The sequence below is a fragment of the Haloimpatiens massiliensis genome, assembly GCF_900184255.1.
GTDB lineage: Bacteria > Bacillota > Clostridia > Clostridiales > Clostridiaceae > Haloimpatiens > Haloimpatiens massiliensis.
The window spans coordinates 1-25,618 of sequence record NZ_LT854640.1; the positions used below are offsets into that span (position 1 = coordinate 1).

The following is a 25,618-nucleotide window of genomic DNA, read 5'->3' on the forward strand; positions in this document are numbered from 1 at the left end:
AAAGGTGAAGTGCTACCAAACATAACAAGTACAGTAATGGAGAAGCAAGAGTTAGAACAGGGACAAGAACAGGCGGTAAAAGTAAAAACAGATTATACGGGAAATGTACAATATCTTGTATATTTATATGATTATAATACTAAAAAGTGGACAGACCTAACAGGAGAATATTTACCAGCAGTAAGTGGAACCAGTGAACAGAGAATAAGTTTAGGGAAGAACTTTTCAGTAGGAAATTATAGAATAACCGTAAGAGCAAAGCGGGCAGGACAAGTAGGAAAGTATAATAATGTGTCATACTTTGAACCATATGATTCTTATGCCTATGGAGATTTTACTGTAANAAGTAAGTTACAGTTATAAAACCTATTGGAATTAGGTTCTAATAGTAAAAGGAGTTAAATTATGATATATATAGCTATAGAAAACAAAAAATATTTAAAAAAGATAAAATATGTTTTTGATACTATATTTTTTAATTTAGGACTAGACTATAAATTATTATCACAAGAAAAGTATACTAATATAAATGAAAAAGATATTTTAATAGTATATGGTTTTACTAAAGAATATGAAAATGATGTTATTGGGAAATTTTTCTTTAACAATTTAATCATCATAAAAGATAGTATGAAGCTATTCCATGAAGATTTCTATATGAAAGAGAGCTCTTTAGGAAATGTGCAAGTTAAAAATTTTGAGGGGTTTTTAGGAAAAAGTTTAATATCCATATTTTCTAACGATAATAAGTTATTTGTTGAAGAAACATATAAATGTGATAAGAAAATGTTTTTAACTAATTTTGATTTTATATCTGATATATTTTTTATGCTTACTAGATACGAAGAAGTCGTAAATACAGAAAAAATAGAAGAAATATACAATAGATTTCCAGCAGTACAATCTGTAGCTATAAAAAATAATTTTTTACACAGACCTATTGTAAATGAGGATATAGAGTTTATATGGTATATATTGCATAATTTCAATTTGAAACTTGAGAGAAAAAAATGGTGGAAGAATAATGAGTTTGCAGTATGTTTGACACACGATGTAGACATGCTTTTTAAGTACGATAAATTAAAAAATGAAATAAGAAATTGTGGAAGTTTTCTATTAAAGGAAAAGTCTTTTAATAAATTTGTAAAAAATATTAAGTTTTATTTTCGTAGCAAATTAGACTACACCAAGGATCTTTTTTGGAATTTGGATGATATAATGAAAAAAGAATATGAAAAGGGATTTAAATCCAGTTTCTATTTTATGAGTGGAGGAAATTCTCAATTTGATAATAATTATAGTTTGCAAGATTATAGAATTAAAGAATTAATAGAGCATATAGAAAATAAAGGATTTGAAGTTGGATATCATGGAAGTTTTAATAGTTTCGATGATATTAATATTATGGATGAAGAAAAAACAAGGATTGATGAGATAGTTACTTGTAATTCCTATGGATGCAGACAGCATTATTTAAGGTTTTCAACACCTACTACATGGAGAATACAAGAAAAGGTCGGGTTGTTATATGATACAACCTTAGGATATGCTGATTATGAAGGATTTAGAACAGGATATTGTTTTCCATATAAACCGTTTGATTTGATAGAAGATAGGGTTATGGATATATGGGAAATACCTTTGATTGTTATGGATGCTACAGTAAGTAATTATAGAAAATTATCTAGAAGTGAAGGGATTGAACGTATAAAGAATTTAATTGATTTAGTAGAAAAATACAAAGGAGTATTTACTTTATTATGGCATAACTCTTCATTTGATGAATTAAACAATGTTTGGAATAAATGGGATGGAGCTTATGAAGAAATACTTGATTATTTAGTATATAAAAATGCTTATGTAAGTAGTGGGAGGAATATTATAAACAAATTAATATAAAATGTTTTATGTAATAAACTGGTTGAAATATGACTTTAAAAATCAAATTAGTTTTTATTGTATAAACTTATAAAAGGAGAGAAATATGAATAATAAGTTGTTTATTAAAATATCAGTTTTAATAACAGTTTTTTTTACATGGATTGATATTTTATTGAATTTTACTATGCACGTAAATCAAATGTTTTTGGTATTTAGTTTAATTTTTATTATATATTATGTATTAAAAAATAAAATAACAATTAAAACTATAATAGCTGATTATACAAAAAATAGAATAAATAAATACATTTTAATTTTATTAAATTTATATATTTTGTATGATTTAATAACGATTATTTATTCTCCTGTAAAGATGTATGCATTGAGTAAATATATAATTATAATCCAAATGTACGTATTGTTTCTAGTCATATATTATTCATCTCAAAAAAAACAATATATATATGAATTGTTTTTAACAATAGGTATTGGGTCTTTAGGATTGGCTATTATTTCATTTTTAGCTTACTTTGGAATAATACCTATATATGTGCCATCTATAGAGAAAATATCCTTATTAAGTGATTATAATGTTGCAACTACAACTATATTAATAGGTATAATTATTTTATTCGCTATAATTTCCAAAATCTTAGATAAAAAAATGTATGGAAAATTTAATATATATATAAGTTTAATATGTATTTTAGCTATTCCAGTTATATTTAATGGAGGCTCAAAAAGAGCTGTTTTATTATTGGGTTTTGATTTAGTTGTGTTGTTATTATATTATATATTTAAATTATATAGTATGAAAAAAATAAATATTAAAAGTATAAGTGTTATTATATTTAGTATATTAATATCAGTTATGGTTACTGCAAAAGTTAATGAACTAGTTATAAAAGTTAGTAATGGTGAAAAAGTCATAGAATATAAAGTTAAACCTAATAATAAAGAAAATGATCAAAGTGATAAGAATAGTAAAAATGATTTAAACATAGATAGCAGTAAATCAGGATATAGTATTAATAATGCATATAAAACCATATATAAAGGTGGAGCTTTATCAAAAAGAAGAATTATATGGGATATTGCTTTTAAAGACATTTCAAAGTATAAATTAAAAGATATATTAATTGGAAAAGGAGCAGGATATTCTTCATATATTTATAGTAATATTTATCAGGAAAATATACAACAACTATATAAAAATAAAAAAGAAGTAAAATTAGGAGGAAATCATCCTCATAATTGTTTTATGATTGATATATTAGATGGAGGAATAATTAAATTATTATTAGGGCTAGGTATTTGGAGTTTAATATTATTTGAAATTATAAAAATATTTAAATTAGATAAAACTTTAGGTGTGATCTTGTTTACTGCATTTACAACTATTTTTTGCAATAACATGATATCAGGTAGATTTGGATATATTTATGATAAAGCATTTTGGATTTTTATTGCATTGTGCATGGCATCGATTAATGTATTAAATCACAATGAAAGAGAAAAATATGAAAATGGGATTTAAAATAATTAAGATATTATTAGTTGAAGAGGTGAAAAAATGAAAATTTGTGTTTTGACCTCAGGTCACGACGTTTTTGATGATAGAATTTATTATAAAGAAATTTTATCTTTAAAAAAGAAATATAGCACAATTTATTTAGTAGCACCAGGGGATAAAGATTTTATTACACAGGATGGGATAATAGTAAAAACATTTCCTAAAAGAAAAAAGTGGTACCATAGAATAAGTATTATAAAACAAATGTATAAAATAGCCACAACTATAAATGCAGATATATATCATGCTCATGAACCAGATTCATTTCAAGTAGCTGTTAAATTAAAGAAACATTTAGGGTGCAAAATAATATATGATTCTCATGAGTATCATCCAGAAGGATTTGCTGAACATTTTCCTTTATGTAGAGGAATAATAACAAAAATTATATATCAATATGAAAAGAAAATGGCGCAAAGAGCTGATTACATTATAACTGTTAACTCCATTTTAGTTAATAAATTTAAAAAATATAATTCAAATGTGGCTCTTATACCTAACTATCCTGTAATGGAATACTTAAATTTTGAAAAAGAATATAATAAAAAACCAACATTTATATATGTGGGGGGACTTAGAGAGGATAGAGGAATATTTAAAATATTAGAGGCAATTTCTTTAATAAATTATGATTATAAATATTATTTTGTTGGTCCATTTGAAAATGATGAATTCAAGCATAAAGTTGAGAATTTTATAGATTCAAATATGAAAAAAAGCGATGTGGTATTTACTGGAAAAATATCTCATATGGAAGTTTTTAAATACTTGAAAAAATCTCATGTGGGATTTGTATTATTACAAGCTAAAAATTGGAGATATGTAAATTCAGAGCCTGTAAAGTTATTTGAATATATGATGGGCAAAAATGCTATCATAGGAAGTAACTTTCCTATGATGAAGAATATTATTGAAAAATGGCAAGTAGGTCTAGTTATAAAACCCGATTCTGTTGAAGCTATAAAGGAAGCTATTGAAATAATGGGAGAAAACATTAGTGATACTAATAATATGGGAGCAAGAGGATTAAAAGCAGTAGAAATGGAATATAATTGGGATAAGTGTGAAAATGTTTTATTGGACATTTATAGTAAATAGTAAAATGTATTTTAATAATAAATTGTATGTATTTAATTATGTTTTGGTAAATTTTAAATAAATATGCAAGGATGGTATATATATGAGCAAGGTATTGATGATTGTACAGAATGATTTTGTTAATGATTCAAGAATAATAAAAGAAGCTAGTATATTGGCGAAAAATGGATATGATGTTAAAGTACTAGCATTACACAATAACGATTTATTAGAACAAGAGTGTATTCAAGGATTTAAAGTAAAAAGAATAAAATTATATACTCGTAATAGACTAGGAAAAAATGAATTTATTCAGGCTATAAAATATTTAGAATTTAAGAAAAAATGTAAAGAAGAGGCACTTAGCTTTTTACCAGATATTGTACATTGCCATGATGTTTATACGTTGCCTATAGGTGAAGAAATTGTAAAAAAAATAAGAAAAATAAAAAATGTAAAATTTGTATATGATTCACATGAATTGTGGCCTGAAGCATCTAATAATTTAAGTATGCCTAAAATTTTATTAAATATTCAAAATATGATAGAAGGTAAAATTATAAGAAAATGTGATAAAGTTATAACAGTAAGTGAATCTATTGTTAATTACTTAAAGGAAAAATATAATCTTGGGGAATATCCTGTACTTTTAAGAAATATACCATATAAACATAGTTCTATTGAAAACAGGAAATTATTTCATAAAGAATTAAATATAGAAGAAAACAAAAAAATAGTTATATATCAAGGGGTTATAGGAAGTGGTAGAGGTATAGAAAATTTGATAAAAGCAATGAAGTATACTAATGAAAATATAGTACTTGTACTTTTAGGTAATGGAAATAAAGTCGATGAATATAAAAATATAGTAATAAAAAATGAATTGCAGAATAAAATATATTTTCATGAAGCGGTTGACCCAAGTGTTTTAATAAAATATACTTCATCTGCTGACTTAGGAATGAGTATGATAATGAATATATGCTTAAGTTATTATTATAGTTTACCTAATAAAATGTTTGAGTATATACAATCGGAAATACCAGTGATTTGTAGTAACTATCCTGATATGAGCGAAATAATAAGTAAATATAATGTTGGCGAAGTGGCTAATGCTGATAGTTATAATGATATTGCAGAATCTATTAATAAAATTTTGTCAGATGAGGATATTTGTCAAATATATAAAAACAATTGCAAGTTGGCTAAGAAACAATTAAATTGGGAAGAAGAAAGTAAAAAATTAATTAATTTATATAATGAACTTTAATCTAATAATCTTACTAGAAACTATTTTATTAAAAAACATTATTTATAATGCTAAGGTTATTATTATGATATACGAATAATTATATGTAGAACATAAAAGAAAGGAGGTGATAGAAAGTGAAAAAGAAGCATAAATTTTTAACATTGTTATTTGCATTTTTTATTATACTAGGTTTGTTTTATTGTAAAACATATGCAGTGGAAAAATTACCTAGTATAACGAGTGCTACAATAGAAAAATCTGTGTTGCAAGTAGGAGAGGAACAAGCAGTAAAAGTAAAAACAGATTATACGGGAAATGTACAATATCTTGTATATTTATATGATTATAATACTAAAAAGTGGACAGACCTAACAGGAGGATATTTACCAGCAGTAAGTGGAACCAGTGAACAGAGAATAAGTTTAGGGAAGAACTTTTCAGTAGGAAATTATAGAATAACTGTAAGAGCAAAGCGGGCAGGACAAGTAGGAAAGTATAATAATGTGTCATACTTTGAACCATATGATTCTTATGCCTATGGAGATTTTACTGTAAAAAAAGGTGAAGTGCTACCAAACATAACAAGTACAGTAATGGAGAAGCAAGAGTTAGAACAGGGACAAGAACAGGCGGTAAAAGTAAAAACAGATTATACGGGAAATGTACAATATCTTGTATATTTATATGATTATAATACTAAAAAGTGGACAGACCTAACAGGAGGATATTTACCAGCAGTAAGTGGAACTAGTGAACAGAGAATAAGTTTAGGGAAGAACTTTTCAGTAGGAAATTATAGAATAACCGTAAGAGCAAAGCGGGCAGGACAAGTAGGAAAGTATAATAATGTGTCATACTTTGAATCATATGATTCTTATGCCTATGGAGATTTTACTGTAAAAAAAGGTGAAGTGCTACCAAACATAACAAGTACAGTAATGGAGAAGCAAGAGTTAGAACAGGGACAAGAACAGGCGGTAAAAGTAAAAACAGATTATACGGGAAATGTACAATATCTTGTATATTTATATGATTATAATACTAAAAAGTGGACAGACCTAACAGGAGAATATTTACCAGCAGTAAGTGGAACCAGTGAACAAAGAATAAGTTTAGGCAAAAACTTTTCAGTAGGAAATTATAGAATAACCGTAAGAGCAAAACGAGCAGGAAAAGTAGGTAAGTATAATAATGTGTCTTATTTCCAGGATTATGATAGTTATGCTTATGGAGATTTTACTGTAAAAAAAGCTGAAATTTTACCAAATATAGCTAGTGCAACTTTGGACAAATCTGTATTAGCAGTAGGAGAAGAACAGGCGGTAAAGGTAAAAACGGATTATACAGGAAATGTACAATACATTGTATATTTATATGATTATAATACTAAAAAGTGGACAGACCTAACAGGAGGATATTTACCAGTAGTAAGTGGAACCAGTGAACAGAGAATAAGTTTAGGGAAGAACTTTTCAGTAGGAAATTATAGAATAACCGTAAGAGCAAAGCGAGCAGGACAAGTAGGAAAGTATAATAATGTGTCTTATTTCCAGGATTATGATAGTTATGCTTATGGAGATTTTAAAGTTAGTGCATTACCAAGTATAACAAGTGCAGTAATGGAAAAGGCTATCTTAGAAGTAGGAGAAGGACAAGCGGTAAAAGTAAAAACAGATTATACAGGAAATGTACAATACCTTGCATATTTATATGACTATAGCACAGGAAAATGGACGGACTTAACAGAAGGATATTTACCAGCAGTAAGTGGAACCAGTGAACAGAGAATAAATTTAGGCAAAAACTTTTCAGTAGGAAATTATAGAATAACTGTAAGAGTAAAACGAGCAGGACAAGTAGGAAAGTATAATAACGTATCTTATTTTCAAGATTACGATGGGTATGCGTATGCAGATTTTAAAGTTGTAACTCATAGAAGCGGATTGGAAGGAAAAGTAATAGTTATAGATCCGGGACATAATCATGGTGGAGACTATGGAGCAGTTGGAAATGGTTTAAGTGAAACAGAATTGAATATGCAAACTGCTTTAAAGTTGAAAAGTGAGTTAGAGAAAAAAGGTGCAAAAGTAATTTTAACTCGTGATCCAAACCACAAGGAATATTTATCCGTAAAAGAAAGTTTGGTTAGAAGAGTAGAAATAGCAAATAGTAGTAAGGCAGATTTATTTATAAGTATACATCATGATTCTAGTGAGTATTCTTCTGCATATGGTACTTCTGCATACTATAGTATTTCTAGAGGAAATAGTAGTGTTTCAAGTTATGCAATACAAAAAAGCAAGGAACTTGCTGAAAAAGCATCTTCTAAAATAGCTTCTTTAGGAACGAAAAATAGAGGAGCACACGATAGGGATTTATATGTTACAAAATATACAAATATGCCTTCAGTGTTAGTTGAAGTTGGCTTTATAAGTAACTCAGCAGAAGCTAAGAAAATCAGTGATTACTATTATCAGCTAAGTGTGGCTAAAAAACTAACAGAAGCAGTTGAAGAGATTTTTAAATAAGGTTAAGTTAATGAGACTATAAGCTGTTGGTAAATTATATTATCAACAGCTTATATTTATATATAACAGCAATTATTAACTAAATCTTATATTATATCCAATTTAAAAACTAAATATGATATAATCATAATGAGTATTATTTATATTATATGATTAAAGTTTTAAATTTTAGATGAAGCTTTGGGTCAACTAAAATTTAAAACTTGTATCTGGGGGCTTATCCATTGTAATTCTTTAGTTTTCCACTATGATAAAAGTTATAATATTACGGTAAGTAGACATGGTATGTGGAGAATAAAAATATATCTAAAGAAAGAAGAGGTGACTTAAATTAATGAGGAAAGTGAAAAAAAATATAGCTTTATTTTTGGTAAGTTTTATGTTTTTAAATGTATTTTATTATAAAGTAAGTGCATTAGAGCAATTACCTAAAATAACAAGCACTGTAGTGGAAAAGGTAGAGTTAACACATGGAGAGGAACAAGCAGTAAAAGTAAAAACAGATTATACGGGAAATGTACAATATCTTGTATATTTATATGATTATAATACTAAAAAGTGGACAGACCTAACAGGAGGATATTTACCAGCAGTAAGTGGAACCAGTGAACAGAGAATAAGTTTAGGGAAGAACTTTTCAGTAGGAAATTATAGAATAACCGTAAGAGCAAAGCGAGCAGGACAAGTAGGAAAGTATAATAATGTGTCATACTTTGAACCATATGATTCTTATGCCTATGGAGATTTTAAAGTTGAGAATTTTACTAAATATGATGTTTCTATAGGATTAACTCAATTAGGTAATATAAATACCTTGAATTTTTCATTAACGGGTAATTATAATGTTAAGGGAAATAATGAGAATATATCTTTAGCAGCTAATACATATACTATAAAATCTAATGCACAAGGATTCCTTATTTATAAAAATGCTACATTAATTAAGAGTTTAGGGACAAACGAAATAGTAATAAAACCTTCTAGTAACGATACTTATATAAAATTTGTTAAAGAGTCATATACTAGAAATTTTCCAGGAGAGATAATTCTACAAAAAAAATCAGATAATACTATGCTAGTTATAAATAAATTAGATATAGAGGAATATACAAAAGGAGTACTACCTTTTGAAATGGGGGAAAGCTTTAGTTTAGAAGCTTTGAAGGCCCAAGCTGTGGTTGCAAGGACATATGCTGTTGCAAATAAGGGTAGATATTCAAGTTATGGATATGATTTAACTGATGATACTAGATGTCAAGTATACAGAGGTTATAATTCTAGTCTTACTAAATGTAATAGAGCTGTTGATGAAACTAGAAGTAAGGTGCTAAAATATCTGGGACAACCCATCTCAACAGTATATTGTTCATCGAATGGAGGATATACTGAAAGAAGTGAAAATGTATGGTTGGGCTCTCAATCATATTTAATAGATCAAAAAGATCCATTTGATTCAATTAGACCTAGTTATTTGACTAATTGGAGAGAAGAAAAAAGCAATGGAGATATTTTTGAATTATTAAAAAAAGCAAGTTGTAATATAAAGGAATTTGTTAAAATAGATATAAGTAATATAGAAAAATATCCTAGTGGTAGAATAAAAAAGTTGTGTTTAATATATAAAGATTCAAGTAATACGCAACAGAAGTTAGAGTTAACAAAAGAAAGAGCTAGAACATTTTTCGGTTTAAAAAGTGCAATGTACGATGTCAAATATGAAAATTCCAAGTATGTGTTTATAGGAAATGGATGGGGACATGGAGTTGGAATGAGTCAATGGGGCGCAGAAGGAATGGCTAGACAAAATAATAACCATAATGAAATACTAAAATTTTATTATAAAAATGCTACTTTAAGTAATATCTATTAAATGAAAGATTTAGTCAATAATATGAATTAATTTTAAATTAAGAGTATGAGTGAATTTTTAACAAAAATCTACTTGTACTCTTAATTTTGGTATATTGGAGTATGCTAATTGAATATGTAATAAACTCTAATGTTTATTACATATTCAATTGTAAAATGAGAAATAATGTTAGTTATGTTTTGGGATTTTTCTATTTGTAAAAATATTTTGATGCAATTTTATAAGTTTTTAAACTTGAAAAAGTTGCTTTAACAATTAAAGTCATGTATTATGATTCTTATGAAGTGATGAATTAATAATATAAACATGAATAGTAAAAGTTTATAAAACTCCATTTGAAATTTATGTAAAATAATTATATAATAAATGATTATATGTAATATTAGAAAGTTAAAGATGTTAAAAGGTATTTTATAAATTTTGATTATAGATAATAATAACTAGAGGTGGTTTTATGAAAAATATTACAGTTAGATATTTGAATAAAGATGAATTTGAAAAATGGGATGAATTTGTGGATGAATCACCATACGGAACCATATTTAGCAAATCTTATTGGTTGGAGAAAGTTTCAAATCAGTTTCAAATCTTAATAGCAGAAGAAAATAATAAAATAGTTGGAGGGATAGCTTTACCTTCAATATATGGTAAATTATACAAAGATTCTAAGTTGACGCCGCAGCTAGGAGTTATTTTATTTAAGCCTAACAATAAACAAAAATATTGCAGCGTTTTATCAAAACAAATAGAAATTACTGAAGCGTTAATAAAGAAATTACCTGAATTTAAACAGTTTAAATATAATTTTAATTACAACTACACAAATTTTTTGCCATTTATATGGAATGGATTTAGTGTTAATGTAAATTATACTTATGTGATTGAAGACTTAACGGATTTAGATAAAGTTCACAGCAACTTTGACTATGATGTAAAGTATATGATTAAGAAAGCTCATAAAAATAACTTAAGAGTAACTGACGAGTTTGGTATTAAAGAGTTCTATGAAGTAAATAAGAAAACTTTTGATAGACAAGGGATGGAGATGCCTTATACATTGGAGTTTTTAAGTCAATTAGATTCTATATTAGAGGAACATGGCAATAGAAAGATATTTTTTGCTTTAGATGATGAAAATAGGATAATTGCGGGAACATATATACTTTATGATAAGGAATGTGCATATTATTTAATGGGTGGAGCTGATCCAGAATTTAGAAATACTGGTGCTCAAACATTTTTAATTTGGGAGAGTATTAAGTTTGCAGCTAAAGTATCGAAAAAATTTGATTTTGAAGGCTCTATGGTAAGGAGTATAGAAAAACCTTTTAGAGAATTTGGAGGTACACAAAAAATAATACATAATGTGTATAAAAGTGATAAATTAACGGAAATCGCTTATAATTTTGCTAAAAAAAATAAAAATATTATAAGAAAAATATTTAAGGTGTGATGTATTATGATAAATTTTGTTATAAGTCCAAATTTAAAAAATAAAAAATCGTTGGTATACACTATATATTACTTAACAAAAAATCTTAATTGTGAAATAAAGATTTCATATGTAAAGAGAGAAGAAGCTTTAAATATATACTATGGAATAGATTGTAATGAAGGTATACATATACCTTGTGATTTTAGCACAGAAAAAATCATGTTTAGCAAGTATAAGGACAAGTTAATAATGTCTAATAGGGTAATTAAGGAACCTTTTATAATTAATAAAAATAAAATAGAATTTAATTATGATATATTATTTATTTCAAAGTATTTATTGACTTGTCAGGAAGAGTATGAAATAAAAAATAGGGACGACAAAGAAAGATTTATAGCTGAATTAAGTTTGAGAAAAGAAAAGGTAAAGATACCATTTTTTAATATTAACTCAGATATTTTATTAGAAGCAATTAATGTAATGAATAAATCTATTGGAATAAATAAAGATAATTTTGAAATATTTTTGACGCATGATGTAGACAGCATAAATAGTAGAGATAAATATGTTTTTTTGCACAATGCAAAGGTCTTATTGACAAATAAGAACGTTCCGTTAAAAGAAAGAGTTTCAGATTTATTTTTAGATATAATTTATAATAGGCATTTACAGATAGAGAATTATATTGACATTGAGTCAAGAAGAAAAGCTAAATCAGAATTTTATTTTATTGAAGGAGAAAAGCATAGACTAGGTAAAAGATATGATTTAATGAGTATAAAAAAGCAGATAGATAAAATAAAAAATAGTCCTAATCATGTAATTGGAATACATACAAATTATTTTTCTTATAAAGATAAAGGTAGAATACAAAATGAAATTAATCAAATTGAAAAAAGAACTGGAACTAAAGTTAAAAGTTGTAGAAATCATTATCTGAGATTTGAAATGCCAACAACACTTAATATTTTAAGTGAGTGTGGAATTATATCAGATTCTACTATGGGATACCCGGATATTAATGGATTTAGAGCTGGTATCTGTGAAAGTTATGTTCCATATGATTTAAATGAAAATAAATTAATTGATATTTATGAAACACCTCTTGTAGTTATGGATGGCGTTGTTATGGAGAAAAGTATAAGCTTCCAAGAAAAATGGCATGAAATAAAATATAACCTAGATTCTGTTATTAAATATAACGGAACAGCCTCTGTATTATTTCATCATAGGGTTATAGTTTCTGATGAATATAAATGCATGTATGAAAAAATATTAGACTATGTAGTAGATAAGGGAGGTAAATTTGTTCTTTCTAAAGAATTTGAAAATAGAAAAAAAAATGATATAATTGCTATTGAAAAACTATTTTCATATATAAATGATTAGTAAGGGAGTAATAGTATGAAAAAGATATTAACTATCGTAGGAGCACGTCCACAATTTATAAAAGCAGCAGCAGTTTCTAATATAATAAGAAAAGAACATGAGGAAGTTTTAATACACACAGGGCAGCATTATGATGAAAATATGTCTAAAGTATTTTTTGAAGAGTTAAATATACCAAAACCAGATTATAACTTAGGGGTTGGTTCAGGGTCTCATGGAAAGCAAACAGGTGAAATGCTACATAAATTAGAAGAAATATATTTAAAAGAAAAACCAGATTTAGTTTTAGTATATGGAGATACCAATTCCACATTAGCAGGGGCCTTAGCAGCAAGCAAACTTTTAATACCAGTTGCTCATGTGGAAGCGGGACTTAGAAGTTTTAATAAAGCTATGCCAGAAGAACAAAATAGAATACTTACAGATCATATATCAGAACTTTTATTTGTACCTACTATTACAGCAGAGAATAATCTTAAAAATGAGGGAGTAACTAAAGGTGTGCATAATGTAGGAGATGTTATGTTTGATGCAGTACTTCATTTTAAGAAATTATCTCAGGAGAAAAGTAAGATTCTTGAAGAAGTTGGTTTGAAAAGCGAAGAATTTATATTAACTACAATACATAGAGCTGAAAATACTAATGATATAAATAGGTTAAGAAATATAATAGAAGCTTTAAACGAAAGTGGTGAAAAAATAGTTTTACCACTTCACCCAAGAACCAAAAAGTATATAGAGGATTATGGCTTGGAATTTGGAGAAAATATAAAGGTAATAGAACCTATTGGTTATTTAGATATGATAAGTCTCGAGATGCATGCTAAAAAAATAGTTACAGATAGCGGTGGAGTTCAAAAGGAAGCATTTTTTATGGAAAAACCTTGTGTGACTATGAGAGATGAAACTGAGTGGGTAGAGACAGTAGAAAATGGATGGAATGTTATAGTAGGAACAAATAAAGAGGATATACTTGAAAATATAAAGAATTTTATTCCAAAAGAGAAGCAAAAAAATATATTTGGAGATGGTCATGCGGGAGATAAAATTTTAGACATTATAAATAAGGCTATAGTGTAAAATAGAGGTGAAATAATGAAAATACTTTTTTTAACTCAATATTGTCCACCAGAAGTTGGTGCGCCACAAAATAGAATATTTGAGCTTGCAAAACGGTTAAAGAAGTTTGGACATGAAGTTACTATTTTAACTGCAATGCCTAATTATCCTAAGGGGGAAATATTTGATGAATACAAGGGTAAAAAAGTAGTTAGAGAAGAAATGGACGGAATTAAAATAGTTCGTACCAGTATTTACGCTACTAAGGAAAAATCTTTTACTAAAAGACTTAGAAATTATCTTTCTTTTACATTTTCATCTGTATTTACAGGAGCAAAGTATATTGAAAAGCAAGATGTTCTAATAACAGAATCTCCACCATTATTTTTAGGATGGTCAGGTTATGTATTATCTAAAAAGAAGAAGGCTAAATTTGTATTTAATGTATCAGACTTATGGCCAGAATCTGCAGTTAAATTAGATGTATTACATAATAAAGCACTTATTAAAGCTTCTACATGGTTAGAAGAATTTTGTTATAAAAAAGCATCAGCTGTGACAGGACAAACACGTGGGATTGTTGATAACATAGTGAATAGAGGTTTTGATAAAAACAAAGTTCATCTTATAACTAATGGAGTGGATACTGAGTTTTTCAAAAAAGAAAATAGAGATGAAAATTTTAGAAAAGAAATAGGCATAGATGCTAAATTTGCACTATGTTATGCAGGAATACACGGTTTGGCTCAAGGATTGGAAGTTATAATAAATGCAGCAGAAATTATAAAAGAACATGAAGGTATACAAATTGTATTTATAGGGGATGGACCAGAAAAAAATAAGCTTATTGACATAGTTAAAGAAAAAGGTCTAAAAAATGTTAGTTTTTTACCAATTCAGCCTAAAACTAATATGCCTAAAATAATAGCTTCTATGGATGCTACTATTATACCTCTTAAGAAGTTAGATATATTTAAAGGGGCATTGCCATCCAAGATGTTTGAAGCTTTAGCATCAGAGCTACCTATAGTATTGGCTGTAGAAGGTGAAGCAGAAAAACTTATAAATAGTGCAAAAGCAGGTATAGTAGTGGAACCAGAAAATCATAAAGAAATTGCTGATGCAATTCTAAAGTTATATAATGATAAAGAATTGAGAGATAATTTAGGTTATAATGGTAGGAAATATGTAATAGATAATTATTCAAGAGAATCTATTAGCAGAAAGTTAGAAAATATATTACTAAAATTAGTTGATTAATTAATTTAAAATTTATTGAATATATTTTTAGGGGTGCTAAGTTGCTAATTAGAAACTCAACTTACTAAAAGCAATATATACTTTTAGGATTATAGGCATGTAATTAATATTACATGCTTATTTTAAAGTGTAATAGCTGTAGGAATTGTTTATGAAGAACTTGTATTTAAAAAGCAAATTTTGATAATTTGTTTTTATAGCTTAATAACTATAAAATGTTATATTATTGTTCTTAGTGGTGATAATATTTATAATAATGAGGGAAGAAGGTATTATTAATTAAATGTTATTAAAAATTCATATACTTATTTGAGTATATTTATGTTAAAATAACTATGATTAAATAAGTAATGATAATAATAAGGGCGCCTATTCAACATGAAAGGATGTATACATATGGATAAAGATAATAAATATGATAAAATAATTATAGATATAGATAAATTAAAATCTAAAAGACTAAGTTTTGCTATTAAGAGAATACTGGATTTTATATTATCTTTAATAGGTATAACTATATTGTTTCCAGTTTATTTAATTATATATTTAGCTATAAAGTTAGATTCAAAAGGACCAGCCTTATTTAAGCAAGTTAGAGTAGGTAAAGATAATAAAGAGTTTGTAATTTATAAATTTAGGACTATGATAGTAAATGCAGAAAAGAAAAGGGAGTTAGAAATAGATCCATCTAATATTGAAAATTTTGTTTTCCAAAGTAAAAGTGATAATAGAATAACAAAAGTAGGTGCTTTTTTAAGAAAGACAAGTTTAGATGAACTTCCACAGCTTTTTAATGTACTTATTGGAAATATGAGCTTAGTTGGGCCTAGACCGGAAATACCAGATGTAGTTAAGTATTATCCAAAGGAATATGCTCAAAGGCTTTTAGTTACTCCAGGCATAACTGGACTTGCACAGATTAGTGGAAGAGGAGAAATAGAGCTTGGAAAAACTATTTATTATGATTTGAAATATATACAAAATTTCTCTGTAATATATGACATAGAAATCTTTTTTAAAACAATAGCTTCTGTTTTAAAAAAAGAAGGAGCATATTAGAAATGACTTTATTTTAAAAAGGAGATTTTGTTATTATGAAAAGGGCATATGTTTATTTAACAAACATGTTATTTATTATATACGTTATTATTTATCCTTTAATTCCTATTGAAAATAAAATAGGCAAAATAGCTTTTAAATCAGATTATATTATTTATGTTTTAATATTTATTACTCTATTAGGGATAATTTTAAATAAATCTATAAGGAAAAAAATATTTTCTAATGTTGAAGAATTTTTTAAATCACCATTGGCTTGGTCACTTATAGGACTAAATATAGTTATGTATTTTTCAAGTATATATGCTTTAGATAAGAGAGTTGCAATTACTCATAGTATAAGATTTACAATTTATATTTTTATATTTTTTATAGTTTCCTATATGAATGATAATAAGAAAATAATAAATTTTTATACTATACTTATTTTAAGTGTTACTACATTTATAAGTTGTGGAGCAGTTTATGAATATATAAATATGCGCTATTTCCTACATAATAAAGGGGAAATAAGAATAGCATCATTTCTTCAAAATTCTAATAATTTAGGTGCATATATTATATTTTTTATTTTCATAAGTTTAACTTTGATTTTTGTAGTTAAAGGAAAGAAAGAAAAATTTATTTGTGGAATCATATCTTTAATTATGTTATTTTCAATAATATTTTGCGGTTCTAGAAATGCATTATTAGCTCTTATATTAGGAATAGGTATATTTGCTATATTTTATAATAAAAAATTTACGATAGTTGCTTTAATATTAGTGACTATGTTGTGTATAATACCTATTAGCAGAAATAGAATAACGCAAGTTTTTAATAGAGATCAAAATGAGTCTAGAATAAAGATATGGAAAACAGCTAGATATATTATAAAGGACAATAGTATTTTAGGAGTTGGGTATAACAATTATATGACAGCCTATACTAAGTATGTCAGTAAGTATCCTAAACAGTTACAAATACGTTCTAGTTACATTCCTAAACACCCACATAATATATTTTTAAAAATCCAATGTGAATTAGGAATACCGGGAACTATAATGTTCATAATGTTTTTATTGTTTTCTTTAAAAACAATTAGACAATCTTTAAAAGGGATCAAAGGGACAAGACAATATTATATTGTAAAAGCCTTAGGAATTTCATTTTTTATATTTCAAGTTATGAATTTAATAGATTGTTTTTATGATATACCTAAAATAATGACTACTATGTTTATTATATTAGGAATAATAAATTTTTATCAAAGGAAGATGTTAAATGAGTGATAAATTCATTAATTTATTAGGTTATAATATTTTTAAAAATGATATTAATGATTTAATGCAGTATATTAATAATTTCAACAAGATTAATATAATTTCAGGGAACCCAGATATCCTATATAGCGGATTAAAAAAACCTGAGTTATATAATAGCTTTACCTCGGAAAATAGTTTAATAATACCTGATGGCATTGGGACAGTATTAGCATCTAAGATAATAAAAAATCCTGTTAGAGGAAAAATAGCAGGTATAGATTTAATGAAAAATATTTTAAAGGAATGTGAAAAAGAAAATAAAGGGGTTTATTTTTTAGGAGCATCCCAAGAAAATTTAGATGCATGTGTTCAAAATATAAGTAATGAGCTTCCTAAATTAAATATAGTTGGATTTAGAAATGGATACTTTAATTCAGAAGATGAAGCAGAGATAGTAAATGATATCATTAGTAAAGAACCTTATGCAGTGTTTATTGCATTGGGTTGTCCTAAACAGGAAAATTTTATTATTAAATACATGAATAAGATTCCAGCTACAATTTTTATGGGAGTTGGGGGAAGCTTTGATGTCATAGGGGAAAAAACTAAGAGAGCTCCTAAATGGATGATAGATTTAGGATTAGAATGGCTTTATAGAACAATAAAAGAACCATATAGAATTAAGCGATTAGGCAGTATTCCTAAATTTTTATTAGAAGTTGTAAAGAGTAAATAATTATACAACTGAGGAGGGACGTATGAATATATTATTTATAGCTTGTTATGCACCATTTATAAATAATTCAGCAGCTATAAGGACATTACAGTATTTAAATAAAATATCTAATACAAGTGGGTATAAAGTACATTTATTGACTGTGAATTTTCCTAAAGATTCCATATATTATGATGAAAATTTAGCCGGTATGATAGCTCCTGAGGTTAAAGTACATTTAATAGATGGTGGAATAATATTTAATAAATTTATGCCCAGAAAGTCAACTAGTAATGTATCAAAAAATATTAAAAAGAGTAGGAAAAATAAATTTTTAAGAAGGATTAAAAATTATTTAGCTACACCAGATATGTATATAAGATGGGCTAATAAAGCTGCTAAATTTGGAATAAACCTTATGGAGAAGGAAAAGTTTGATGTGATTTTTTCAATGCATGAACCTCCCTCATCACATATATGCGCTTATTACATAAAGAAAAAGTTTAAAAATGTAAAATGGATAAGTTATTGGAGTGATCCGTGGTTAAAAGATTCTACGAGAGAAAATAGTTTTTGGTTAAAAAGATTGATAGAGAAAAAGTTAGAAAAAAAAGTAGTTAGGTTAAGTGATAAATTTTTATTTGTAACGGAGCCTAATAGGATTGATTATATAAACACGTATAACATTCCAGATGAAAAGACAAATATAGTTTCAAGGGGATTTGATTTGGAATTTTATACAAAAATTGAAGAAAAAGATCCTCCTAAACTTATACAGAAGGATAAAATTAATTTTTTATATGCGGGAGAGATTTTTTCTAAGTTGAGGGATTTAAAGCCTTTTATCAATGCGTTAAATAAATTAAAATCCAATGATATAGATTTATATAAAAAGCTAAACATATTGTTTTTTGGAAATATAGATGATGAGGCTATAAAAAATGATTTAGATAATATTGATGTGGTAACGGTTAATGGACGTATTTCCTATGATAAAGTTGTAGAGTATATGGTTAATTCAGAAGTATTATTGTTATTTGGGAATAAAAATTCTAAACAAATTCCAGCTAAAATATATGATTATTTTGGCACTAAAGCTAAAATAGTAGTTATTTATGGAGATGAATCCGATCCAATAAAAGAATTGGTTGAAAATAATGATAAATGTATATGCATTAATAATAGTGAGATTGATATACATAATACTTTAAAAAGTATAGCACAAGAAAATAAGGAAGAAATAATTGCAGATAGAGATTTAAATTATGAGTGGAAGAATATAGTTGAAAAGTTAATAGAAATTATTGAAGAAAATTAATTTTAGGATTATTATATATTAGTGATTATATGTTGTAATAATAATAGAAATGAGGTAATACGATGGGAGTATTAAATATTATAGGTTTAGGATATATTGGATTGCCTACATTATTAATGTTTGCATCTCATGGAATAGAGGCTGTAGGAACAGATCTGAATATAGAATTAGTAGATAAATTAAATAAAGGGGAGCTTACTTTTAAAGAAGAAGGGTTAGATTTAATTTTTGAACAAGCTATAAATAAAGGGGTAAGATTTTCTAATGAATATTGTTCCACTGATAAGTATATTATAACAGTACCTACTCCTTATATGGAGGATAGTAAAAAAATAGATGTAAGTTATTTAGTAACGGCAACTAAAAGTGTATTAGAGGTATGTAAGAAAGGTACTATATTAGTTATTGAATCTACCATATCCCCAGGGACTATTGATAAGTATGTAAAACCTTTAGTTATTGAAAAAGGATTTGAGCTAGGAAAGGATATACATATTGTTCATGCTCCAGAGAGAATAATACCTGGTAAAATGGTTTATGAATTACTTAATAATTCAAGAACTATAGGGGCAGATGAAAAAAGTATAGGAGAAGAAGTTAAGTCTTGGTATAAATCCTTTTGTAAAGGGGACATAGTTGTTACTAGTATTAAAGTGGCGGAAATGTCTAAAGTAGTAGAAAATACTTATAGAGACATTAATATAGCTTTTGCAAATGAATTAGTTAAAATATGTTACAAGGAAAATATAGATGTTTATGAACTTATAAAAATTGCTAATATGCATCCAAGAGTCAATATATTAACCCCTGGTCCAGGAGTTGGGGGACATTGTATTTCTGTAGATCCATGGTTTTTGGTAGGAGATTATCCTGATATAACTAAAATAATTTTATCTGCCAGGGAACAAAATGATTCTATGCCTGAATATGTGCTAAACAAAACAATGGAAATTATGAAAGAAAATCACATATATGATTTCGAGAAAGTTGGGTTCTACGGTATTACATATAAAGAAAATGTAGACGACACAAGACAGAGTCCAACACTACAACTTATTAAGCAACTTAAGAAACGTAATATTAGAGGATATAAAGTGTATGATCCTATGGTTAAGAAGGTAAAAGTTGATTTTCAAGTTATGAATTTAGAAAAATTTTTAGAAGGATTAGAAATAGTAGTGGTGTTAGTTGGGCACGATGAAATAAAGCATAATCAAGAGTTATTGAAAGACAAAATTGTATATGACACTAGAAATGTTATACAAAAATCAAAGAAATTATATAAACTTTAAAAGGAATGAAGTTAAATGCATGTTATGTTTGTACCTTCATGGTATTCTACACCTAGAAATAAGGTTCATGGTAGTTTTTTTAAAGAACAAGCACAAGCTTTAGCTGAGCATGGAGTTAAAGTAACTGTAGCTTTTAATGAAATATGGCCTTTAACGTTATTGGGAAAAATAAACGAGAAAAAAGGTATTAGTATACAAAATGAAGACGGATTAAAAACCTATAGATATAAAAACTATAATTATTTACCTAAAAATCCTCTTATGTTTATGTTTTTTAATAAAAGATTAGAGAAATTGTATAAATTGATTTCAGAAAGAGAAGGCAAAATAGATTTAATTCATGCTCATTCATCACTATGGGGAGGCATAAGTGCAGAATATATAAGTGGTAAATATAATATTCCTTTAATTATAACTGAGCATTCTTCTATAACCTATAGTAAATATTTGAAGCCAAGCTACAAAAAGTATGTTGTGAATTCTTACAAAAATGCTTCTAAATTAATTGCAGTTGGTGAAGGGTTAAAAGAAGAGTTGTGTGATTTAACAAAAAGAAATGAAGTAGAGGTCATTCCTAATTTAGTAAACTTAGAATTATTTAAACCCATGAAATTAGAAAAAAATAGTGAATTTACTTTTTTTTCATTAGCTTTTCTAGAAGGGGAAAAGGGAATGGATACACTTATAAAATCCTTTGCTAAAAAATTTAAAAATATTAATGCTAAATTGGTAATAGGTGGAGATGGCAGTCAAAAAAAGCAGTTAAAGGAACTGAGTAATAATTTAAATATAAGTGATAAAGTAGAGTTCTTAGGGGCACTAACAAGAAAAGAAGTAGTAGCACAGATGAATAAATGTGATTGCTTTGTATTAGCATCTAGACATGAAACTTTTGGTGTGGTTTATGTTGAAGCATTAGCTTGTGGGAAACCTATAATAGGTACCTATAATGGTGGTGCTAATGGAATAATAAATAGCGAAAATGGATTGATTGTTCCAATTGATGACGAAGAAAAGCTATCAAATGCCATGTTAGAAGTTATGAAAAATTATTCTAGTTATGATTCAGAAATTATTAGAAACAATTGTGAAAATAAGTATTCTAAACAAAATATAGTTAAAAATATAATTAAAGCATATAAAGAAGTATTATGATTAACCCACAAAAAGCATTATATTACTTGAATTATGAAATTTCTCTGGAATGACTTGCATAAGAAGCGAAGGAACTATTTAAATTAAATTTATTGTTCCGAGCTTTTATGCAAGTCATGGAGGAGAAATTTCATAATTCCACCATATTGTACCTTTTTGTGGTTTAATTATTAGAATAATAAAATACTAACCACACATACTAAAGTTAATACAAAGAAATAGGAGTGTGGTTATATGGATTTTTATTCAGTTATAGAAAATAGAACTAGTATAAAGGAATTTAATAGTACACCTATAGATAGGAGTAAGCTGGATAGAATGATAAATGCAGCTATGATGGCACCTTCTTGGAAAAATAATACGTCATACAAAATTATAATAGTGGATAATGATACTACAAAATCACAGTTAGCATCCACGGTTAAAAATAATACTGATGATACAGCTAAATCAATGCAAAGAGCACCAGTAGTTTGTGTTATTGTAGCAGATCCTAATATGTCTGGTGTAGTAAACAATCAACAATACTATTTAGTAGATAGTGCTATAGCAATGGAGCACTTTATATTAGCAGCAGCTAACGAGGGCTATGGAACTTGCTGGATAGGTGCTTTTGATGAAAACAGCGTAAAAAGCATTTTGAATGTACCAAGTAATTATAGAGTAGTTGCTATGACTCCTGTAGGTGAAATACAACAAGATAAAAAGCATTATCAAAAGAAAGATGTAAGAGAATATGTATTTACTAATTCATGGCAGCAACCATATACAGAAAGTAAATAGTAGATTTTAAAAATGAACACGACAACACTTTATTTTAAAGTGTATGTTGTGTTTTTGTATTTAATACTTAAAAATTATTTGTAAAGGCTTATATAGTTAATAGATTGTAAAAAGCATATAAATATTGGACTTTAGGACTAAATAGATATATAATTTGTATGGTATAATCAAAGAATAAGTATTTTATAATTATAATTTAGATTTGGAGGAACCTTATGGAGACAGGCAGTGAAAAAGAAGGAATTAATAGTTTTCTAAAAAAATTTGCGGGGTTTTCCGTTGGTCCCATAGTTTCTGCTATATTAAGCTTTTTAATAGTACCAATTACTAGTTATTTGGTGTCACCGGATGATTTCGGTAAATCTGCAATGTATACTATGGGGTATTCTATAAGTTCTCTTTTTATATTTTTAGGATTAGACCAATCATTTGTAAGAGAATATAATGAGCAGGAGAATAAGAGTAATTTGTTTTGGAATTCTTTGATAGTTCCATTAATTTTTTCTTTTATACTTGGAATCATATATATAGTTTTTTATAAACCTATATCTATTTTGATGTTTGATTCAGTAGAAAAGTATACAATAAATATTCTTGCATTTTCCCTTCCTTTTGCTGTAATAGATAGATTTAATCTTTTAACTTTAAGAATGGAAGAAAAAGCTAAGATATATTCTTTATTTAATATATTAAGTAAACTTTTAGTACTTTTTATAATGATTCCATATTTATTATTTATTGATAAAAGTTTTAAGGGAATTATAAATTCAAATTTTATAAGTTTAGTAGTTTTGTGTGTATTTGAAACTTATTTTTTAAGAAATGTTTGGAAGACGAGATTTAATATCAATAAAAAACTTATAAAGAAATTATTCAAATTTGGTTTACCATTAGTTCCAGCAACTATAATAAGTTGGTTCTTTAGTTCTATGGATAGGATAGCATTAAGGCAATGGGGTACATTTAATGAAATAGGGTTGTACTCAGCAGCTTTTAAAATCGTTATGGTACTTGGAATAATACAACAGGCATTTTGCACATTTTGGACACCTACTGCATTTAGGTGGTATAAAGATAAGGTGCCTAATGAAAAGTATATGAAAGTAAGTGATATGGTTATGAGTATAATGGTAGTACTATTCTCCTTTATAGTACTATTTAAAGACATAATTATAAAAATACTCTCACCTAAATACGCTAGTGCAAATATAATAGTTCCATTTTTGTTATTCTTGCCTATAATGTATACTGTATCTGAGACTACCACTTTAGGTATATCTTTTTCTAGAAAAACTTCATATAATATTATAATATCTTTGGTATCAGCAGTTACTAATTATATTGGTAATTTTATACTGGTACCTAAATTTGGAGCCATGGGAGCTTCTATTTCAACAGGAATATCATATTTGGTGTTTTTTTGGATGAGAACATTAATTTCTAGAAGACTATGGTTTAAATTTGATTTAGGTTTTTATGCTGTTAATTCAATTATGATGGTAATATTAGCTGCTGCAAGTATTAGATTAAATAATGTGATTATAAATATTATAATTGTTATATTAATATTATTTGTAAATAGAAAGTATATACGAGATATTTTAAAATATGCTAAGTCTGTTTTAGTTAATGTTAAGTTTATAAAAATTAAAAATTAATATATAAAAAATTAAACTGTCAATGAAATTTACTAATTATAGTAGTTCTTGAGAGTTTAATTTTTTGTATAAGAGAAAACTGAAAATTATGTACATTTTTAAGACATAATTTCCAAAACATGATACAATTGTGGAGGAAAAGAATAATTGTAGGGAATGGGTGGAATTATGTTTAAAAATGAAAAATTTAAGGGGATTTTTTATCTTGTAATATCTGCTTCGGCTTTTGGAGTAATGCCTATAATTACAAAGTTTGTTTATGCTCAAGGGGTGAGTACTTATAGCCTTCTTTTTTATAGGTTTTTGTTTGCGGGTATAATATTATCTATTTATACTATTTTTAAAAGAGTAAGTTTAAAGGTGAGCTTAAAGGGATTTTTAATTATAAGTATCGTATCCATACTGGGTTATGCACTTACAGCAGTAACTTTATTTTCATCTTACAAATACATATCTGTTGGACTAGCTACTATGATATTGTATACATATCCTGCTATAGTCACCATACTAGATTCTATTATATATAAGAATAAGATGAATAGAAAAAAGTTAATATCTTTAATAATGTGCTTTATAGGTTTGTGTTTTTTGGTGTTCAACAAATCGGCCAATTTAAATGTAACAGGTATAATTTTAGCATTTTTATCAGCCATATTTTTCTCTATATATGTGATAGGAGTATCTCATAAGTACGTTAAAGATATAAATAATTATGTAATGACAGAGTATATTTCTTTTATTGCTGGATTGTTTATTTTCTTAATAGGATTTTCTTATGGAGATATAAATTTGAAAATAAATTTTGTTAGTTTTGTGTATATAGTAGCTCTTTCTCTTATATCTACAGTAATAGCCCTTATAACTTTTATAAATGGTGTAAAAATAGTAGGGCCATCAAAGGCTGCCATATTGAGTACATTAGAGCCTATAGTTAGTTTAATACTAGGAGTAATTATATTAAATGAGAGCTTTACATTTAATACTGCTCTAGGAAGTTTATTTGTAATAATAGGTGTAATTATTCTATCAAAATAAATTTCATCAAATTAAAGCGATAGTATATTGAATAA

At 26.7% G+C, this 25,618-nt stretch carries 19 protein-coding genes; all 19 read left to right on the top strand.

Going from position 1 to position 25,618, the window contains the following annotated elements:
• Nucleotides 1-405: 405 nt before the first annotated feature.
• Complete coding sequence (locus C1715_RS08165) at nt 406-1,899, top strand: polysaccharide deacetylase family protein (protein WP_102400021.1); 1,494 nt, start codon at nt 406-408, stop codon at nt 1,897-1,899.
• A gap of 85 nt (nt 1,900-1,984) precedes the next feature.
• Nucleotides 1,985-3,418 carry a hypothetical protein gene (locus C1715_RS08170; RefSeq protein WP_102400022.1) on the top strand — a complete coding sequence of 478 codons (1,434 nt, stop codon included), beginning with the start codon at nt 1,985-1,987 and terminating at the stop codon, nt 3,416-3,418.
• Between the two features lie 36 nt (nt 3,419-3,454).
• Entirely contained in the window at nt 3,455-4,552 is a 1,098-nt protein-coding gene (locus C1715_RS08175; protein ID WP_102400023.1) for a glycosyltransferase, read from the top strand.
• 82 nt (nt 4,553-4,634) lie between these two features.
• Nucleotides 4,635-5,801 (top strand): glycosyltransferase family 4 protein, encoded by a 1,167-nt coding sequence (locus tag C1715_RS08180; RefSeq protein WP_102400024.1) that lies wholly within the window; start codon nt 4,635-4,637, stop codon nt 5,799-5,801.
• Between the two features lie 116 nt (nt 5,802-5,917).
• A complete protein-coding gene (locus C1715_RS08185) occupies nt 5,918-8,311 on the top strand; it encodes an N-acetylmuramoyl-L-alanine amidase (RefSeq protein WP_102400025.1) in 2,394 nt (797 codons plus the stop codon).
• Between the two features lie 334 nt (nt 8,312-8,645).
• The gene (locus C1715_RS08190; protein ID WP_102400026.1) at nt 8,646-10,181 is read left to right on the top strand and encodes a SpoIID/LytB domain-containing protein; all 1,536 of its coding nucleotides are present in this window, start codon (nt 8,646-8,648) and stop codon (nt 10,179-10,181) included.
• A 454-nt stretch (nt 10,182-10,635) separates the two neighbouring features.
• Nucleotides 10,636-11,634 (top strand): GNAT family N-acetyltransferase, encoded by a 999-nt coding sequence (locus tag C1715_RS08195; RefSeq protein WP_102400027.1) that lies wholly within the window; start codon nt 10,636-10,638, stop codon nt 11,632-11,634.
• 6 nt (nt 11,635-11,640) lie between these two features.
• Nucleotides 11,641-13,005, top strand: coding sequence for a DUF7033 domain-containing protein (locus C1715_RS08200; RefSeq protein ID WP_102400028.1), 1,365 nt, complete (start codon nt 11,641-11,643; stop codon nt 13,003-13,005).
• Nucleotides 13,006-13,020: 15 nt separating this feature from the next.
• Entirely contained in the window at nt 13,021-14,085 is a 1,065-nt protein-coding gene (gene wecB / locus C1715_RS08205; protein WP_102400029.1) for a non-hydrolyzing UDP-N-acetylglucosamine 2-epimerase, read from the top strand.
• A gap of 15 nt (nt 14,086-14,100) precedes the next feature.
• Entirely contained in the window at nt 14,101-15,324 is a 1,224-nt protein-coding gene (locus C1715_RS08210) for a glycosyltransferase family 4 protein (protein WP_102400030.1), read from the top strand.
• A gap of 396 nt (nt 15,325-15,720) precedes the next feature.
• On the top strand, nt 15,721-16,383 hold the full coding sequence (locus C1715_RS08215) for a sugar transferase (protein WP_102400031.1): 663 nt from the start codon (nt 15,721-15,723) through the stop codon (nt 16,381-16,383).
• Between the two features lie 35 nt (nt 16,384-16,418).
• Entirely contained in the window at nt 16,419-17,654 is a 1,236-nt protein-coding gene (locus tag C1715_RS08220) for an O-antigen ligase family protein (protein ID WP_102400032.1), read from the top strand.
• Nucleotides 17,647-18,363: a WecB/TagA/CpsF family glycosyltransferase gene (locus C1715_RS08225; protein ID WP_102400033.1), complete on the top strand. Its 717-nt coding sequence runs from the start codon at nt 17,647-17,649 to the stop codon at nt 18,361-18,363. The genes C1715_RS08220 and C1715_RS08225 overlap by 8 nt, the downstream gene beginning before the upstream one ends.
• Before the next feature lie 22 nt (nt 18,364-18,385).
• A complete protein-coding gene (locus C1715_RS08230) occupies nt 18,386-19,660 on the top strand; it encodes a glycosyltransferase (protein ID WP_102400034.1) in 1,275 nt (424 codons plus the stop codon).
• Nucleotides 19,661-19,722: 62 nt separating this feature from the next.
• Nucleotides 19,723-20,952 (top strand): nucleotide sugar dehydrogenase, encoded by a 1,230-nt coding sequence (locus C1715_RS08235; RefSeq protein WP_102400035.1) that lies wholly within the window; start codon nt 19,723-19,725, stop codon nt 20,950-20,952.
• A 15-nt stretch (nt 20,953-20,967) separates the two neighbouring features.
• Nucleotides 20,968-22,107, top strand: a complete 1,140-nt coding sequence (locus C1715_RS08240) for a glycosyltransferase (RefSeq protein WP_102400036.1) — start codon at nt 20,968-20,970, stop codon at nt 22,105-22,107.
• Nucleotides 22,108-22,341: 234 nt separating this feature from the next.
• Nucleotides 22,342-22,890, top strand: coding sequence for a nitroreductase family protein (locus tag C1715_RS08245; protein WP_102400037.1), 549 nt, complete (start codon nt 22,342-22,344; stop codon nt 22,888-22,890).
• Nucleotides 22,891-23,105: 215 nt separating this feature from the next.
• On the top strand, nt 23,106-24,548 hold the full coding sequence (locus C1715_RS08250; protein WP_102400038.1) for a lipopolysaccharide biosynthesis protein: 1,443 nt from the start codon (nt 23,106-23,108) through the stop codon (nt 24,546-24,548).
• A 168-nt stretch (nt 24,549-24,716) separates the two neighbouring features.
• Nucleotides 24,717-25,583, top strand: coding sequence for a DMT family transporter (locus tag C1715_RS08255; RefSeq protein WP_180964031.1), 867 nt, complete (start codon nt 24,717-24,719; stop codon nt 25,581-25,583).
• Nucleotides 25,584-25,618: the final 35 nt, after the last annotated feature.

What these genes read in the sequence shown, in the direction of transcription:
- C1715_RS08240 (WP_102400036.1), top strand. Translation starts at nt 20,968, where the DNA reads ATGCATGTTATGTTTGTACCTTCATGGTATTCTACACCTAGAAATAAG.
- C1715_RS08255 (WP_180964031.1), top strand. Translation starts at nt 24,717, where the DNA reads ATGTTTAAAAATGAAAAATTTAAGGGGATTTTTTATCTTGTAATATCT.
- C1715_RS08220 (WP_102400032.1), top strand. Translation starts at nt 16,419, where the DNA reads ATGAAAAGGGCATATGTTTATTTAACAAACATGTTATTTATTATATAC.
- C1715_RS08210 (WP_102400030.1), top strand. Translation starts at nt 14,101, where the DNA reads ATGAAAATACTTTTTTTAACTCAATATTGTCCACCAGAAGTTGGTGCG.
- C1715_RS08250 (WP_102400038.1), top strand. Translation starts at nt 23,106, where the DNA reads ATGGAGACAGGCAGTGAAAAAGAAGGAATTAATAGTTTTCTAAAAAAA.
- C1715_RS08225 (WP_102400033.1), top strand. Translation starts at nt 17,647, where the DNA reads ATGAGTGATAAATTCATTAATTTATTAGGTTATAATATTTTTAAAAAT.
- C1715_RS08235 (WP_102400035.1), top strand. Translation starts at nt 19,723, where the DNA reads ATGGGAGTATTAAATATTATAGGTTTAGGATATATTGGATTGCCTACA.
- wecB (WP_102400029.1), top strand. Translation starts at nt 13,021, where the DNA reads ATGAAAAAGATATTAACTATCGTAGGAGCACGTCCACAATTTATAAAA.
- C1715_RS08190 (WP_102400026.1), top strand. Translation starts at nt 8,646, where the DNA reads ATGAGGAAAGTGAAAAAAAATATAGCTTTATTTTTGGTAAGTTTTATG.
- C1715_RS08165 (WP_102400021.1), top strand. Translation starts at nt 406, where the DNA reads ATGATATATATAGCTATAGAAAACAAAAAATATTTAAAAAAGATAAAA.
- C1715_RS08170 (WP_102400022.1), top strand. Translation starts at nt 1,985, where the DNA reads ATGAATAATAAGTTGTTTATTAAAATATCAGTTTTAATAACAGTTTTT.
- C1715_RS08180 (WP_102400024.1), top strand. Translation starts at nt 4,635, where the DNA reads ATGAGCAAGGTATTGATGATTGTACAGAATGATTTTGTTAATGATTCA.
- C1715_RS08195 (WP_102400027.1), top strand. Translation starts at nt 10,636, where the DNA reads ATGAAAAATATTACAGTTAGATATTTGAATAAAGATGAATTTGAAAAA.
- C1715_RS08230 (WP_102400034.1), top strand. Translation starts at nt 18,386, where the DNA reads ATGAATATATTATTTATAGCTTGTTATGCACCATTTATAAATAATTCA.
- C1715_RS08175 (WP_102400023.1), top strand. Translation starts at nt 3,455, where the DNA reads ATGAAAATTTGTGTTTTGACCTCAGGTCACGACGTTTTTGATGATAGA.
- C1715_RS08215 (WP_102400031.1), top strand. Translation starts at nt 15,721, where the DNA reads ATGGATAAAGATAATAAATATGATAAAATAATTATAGATATAGATAAA.
- C1715_RS08245 (WP_102400037.1), top strand. Translation starts at nt 22,342, where the DNA reads ATGGATTTTTATTCAGTTATAGAAAATAGAACTAGTATAAAGGAATTT.
- C1715_RS08200 (WP_102400028.1), top strand. Translation starts at nt 11,641, where the DNA reads ATGATAAATTTTGTTATAAGTCCAAATTTAAAAAATAAAAAATCGTTG.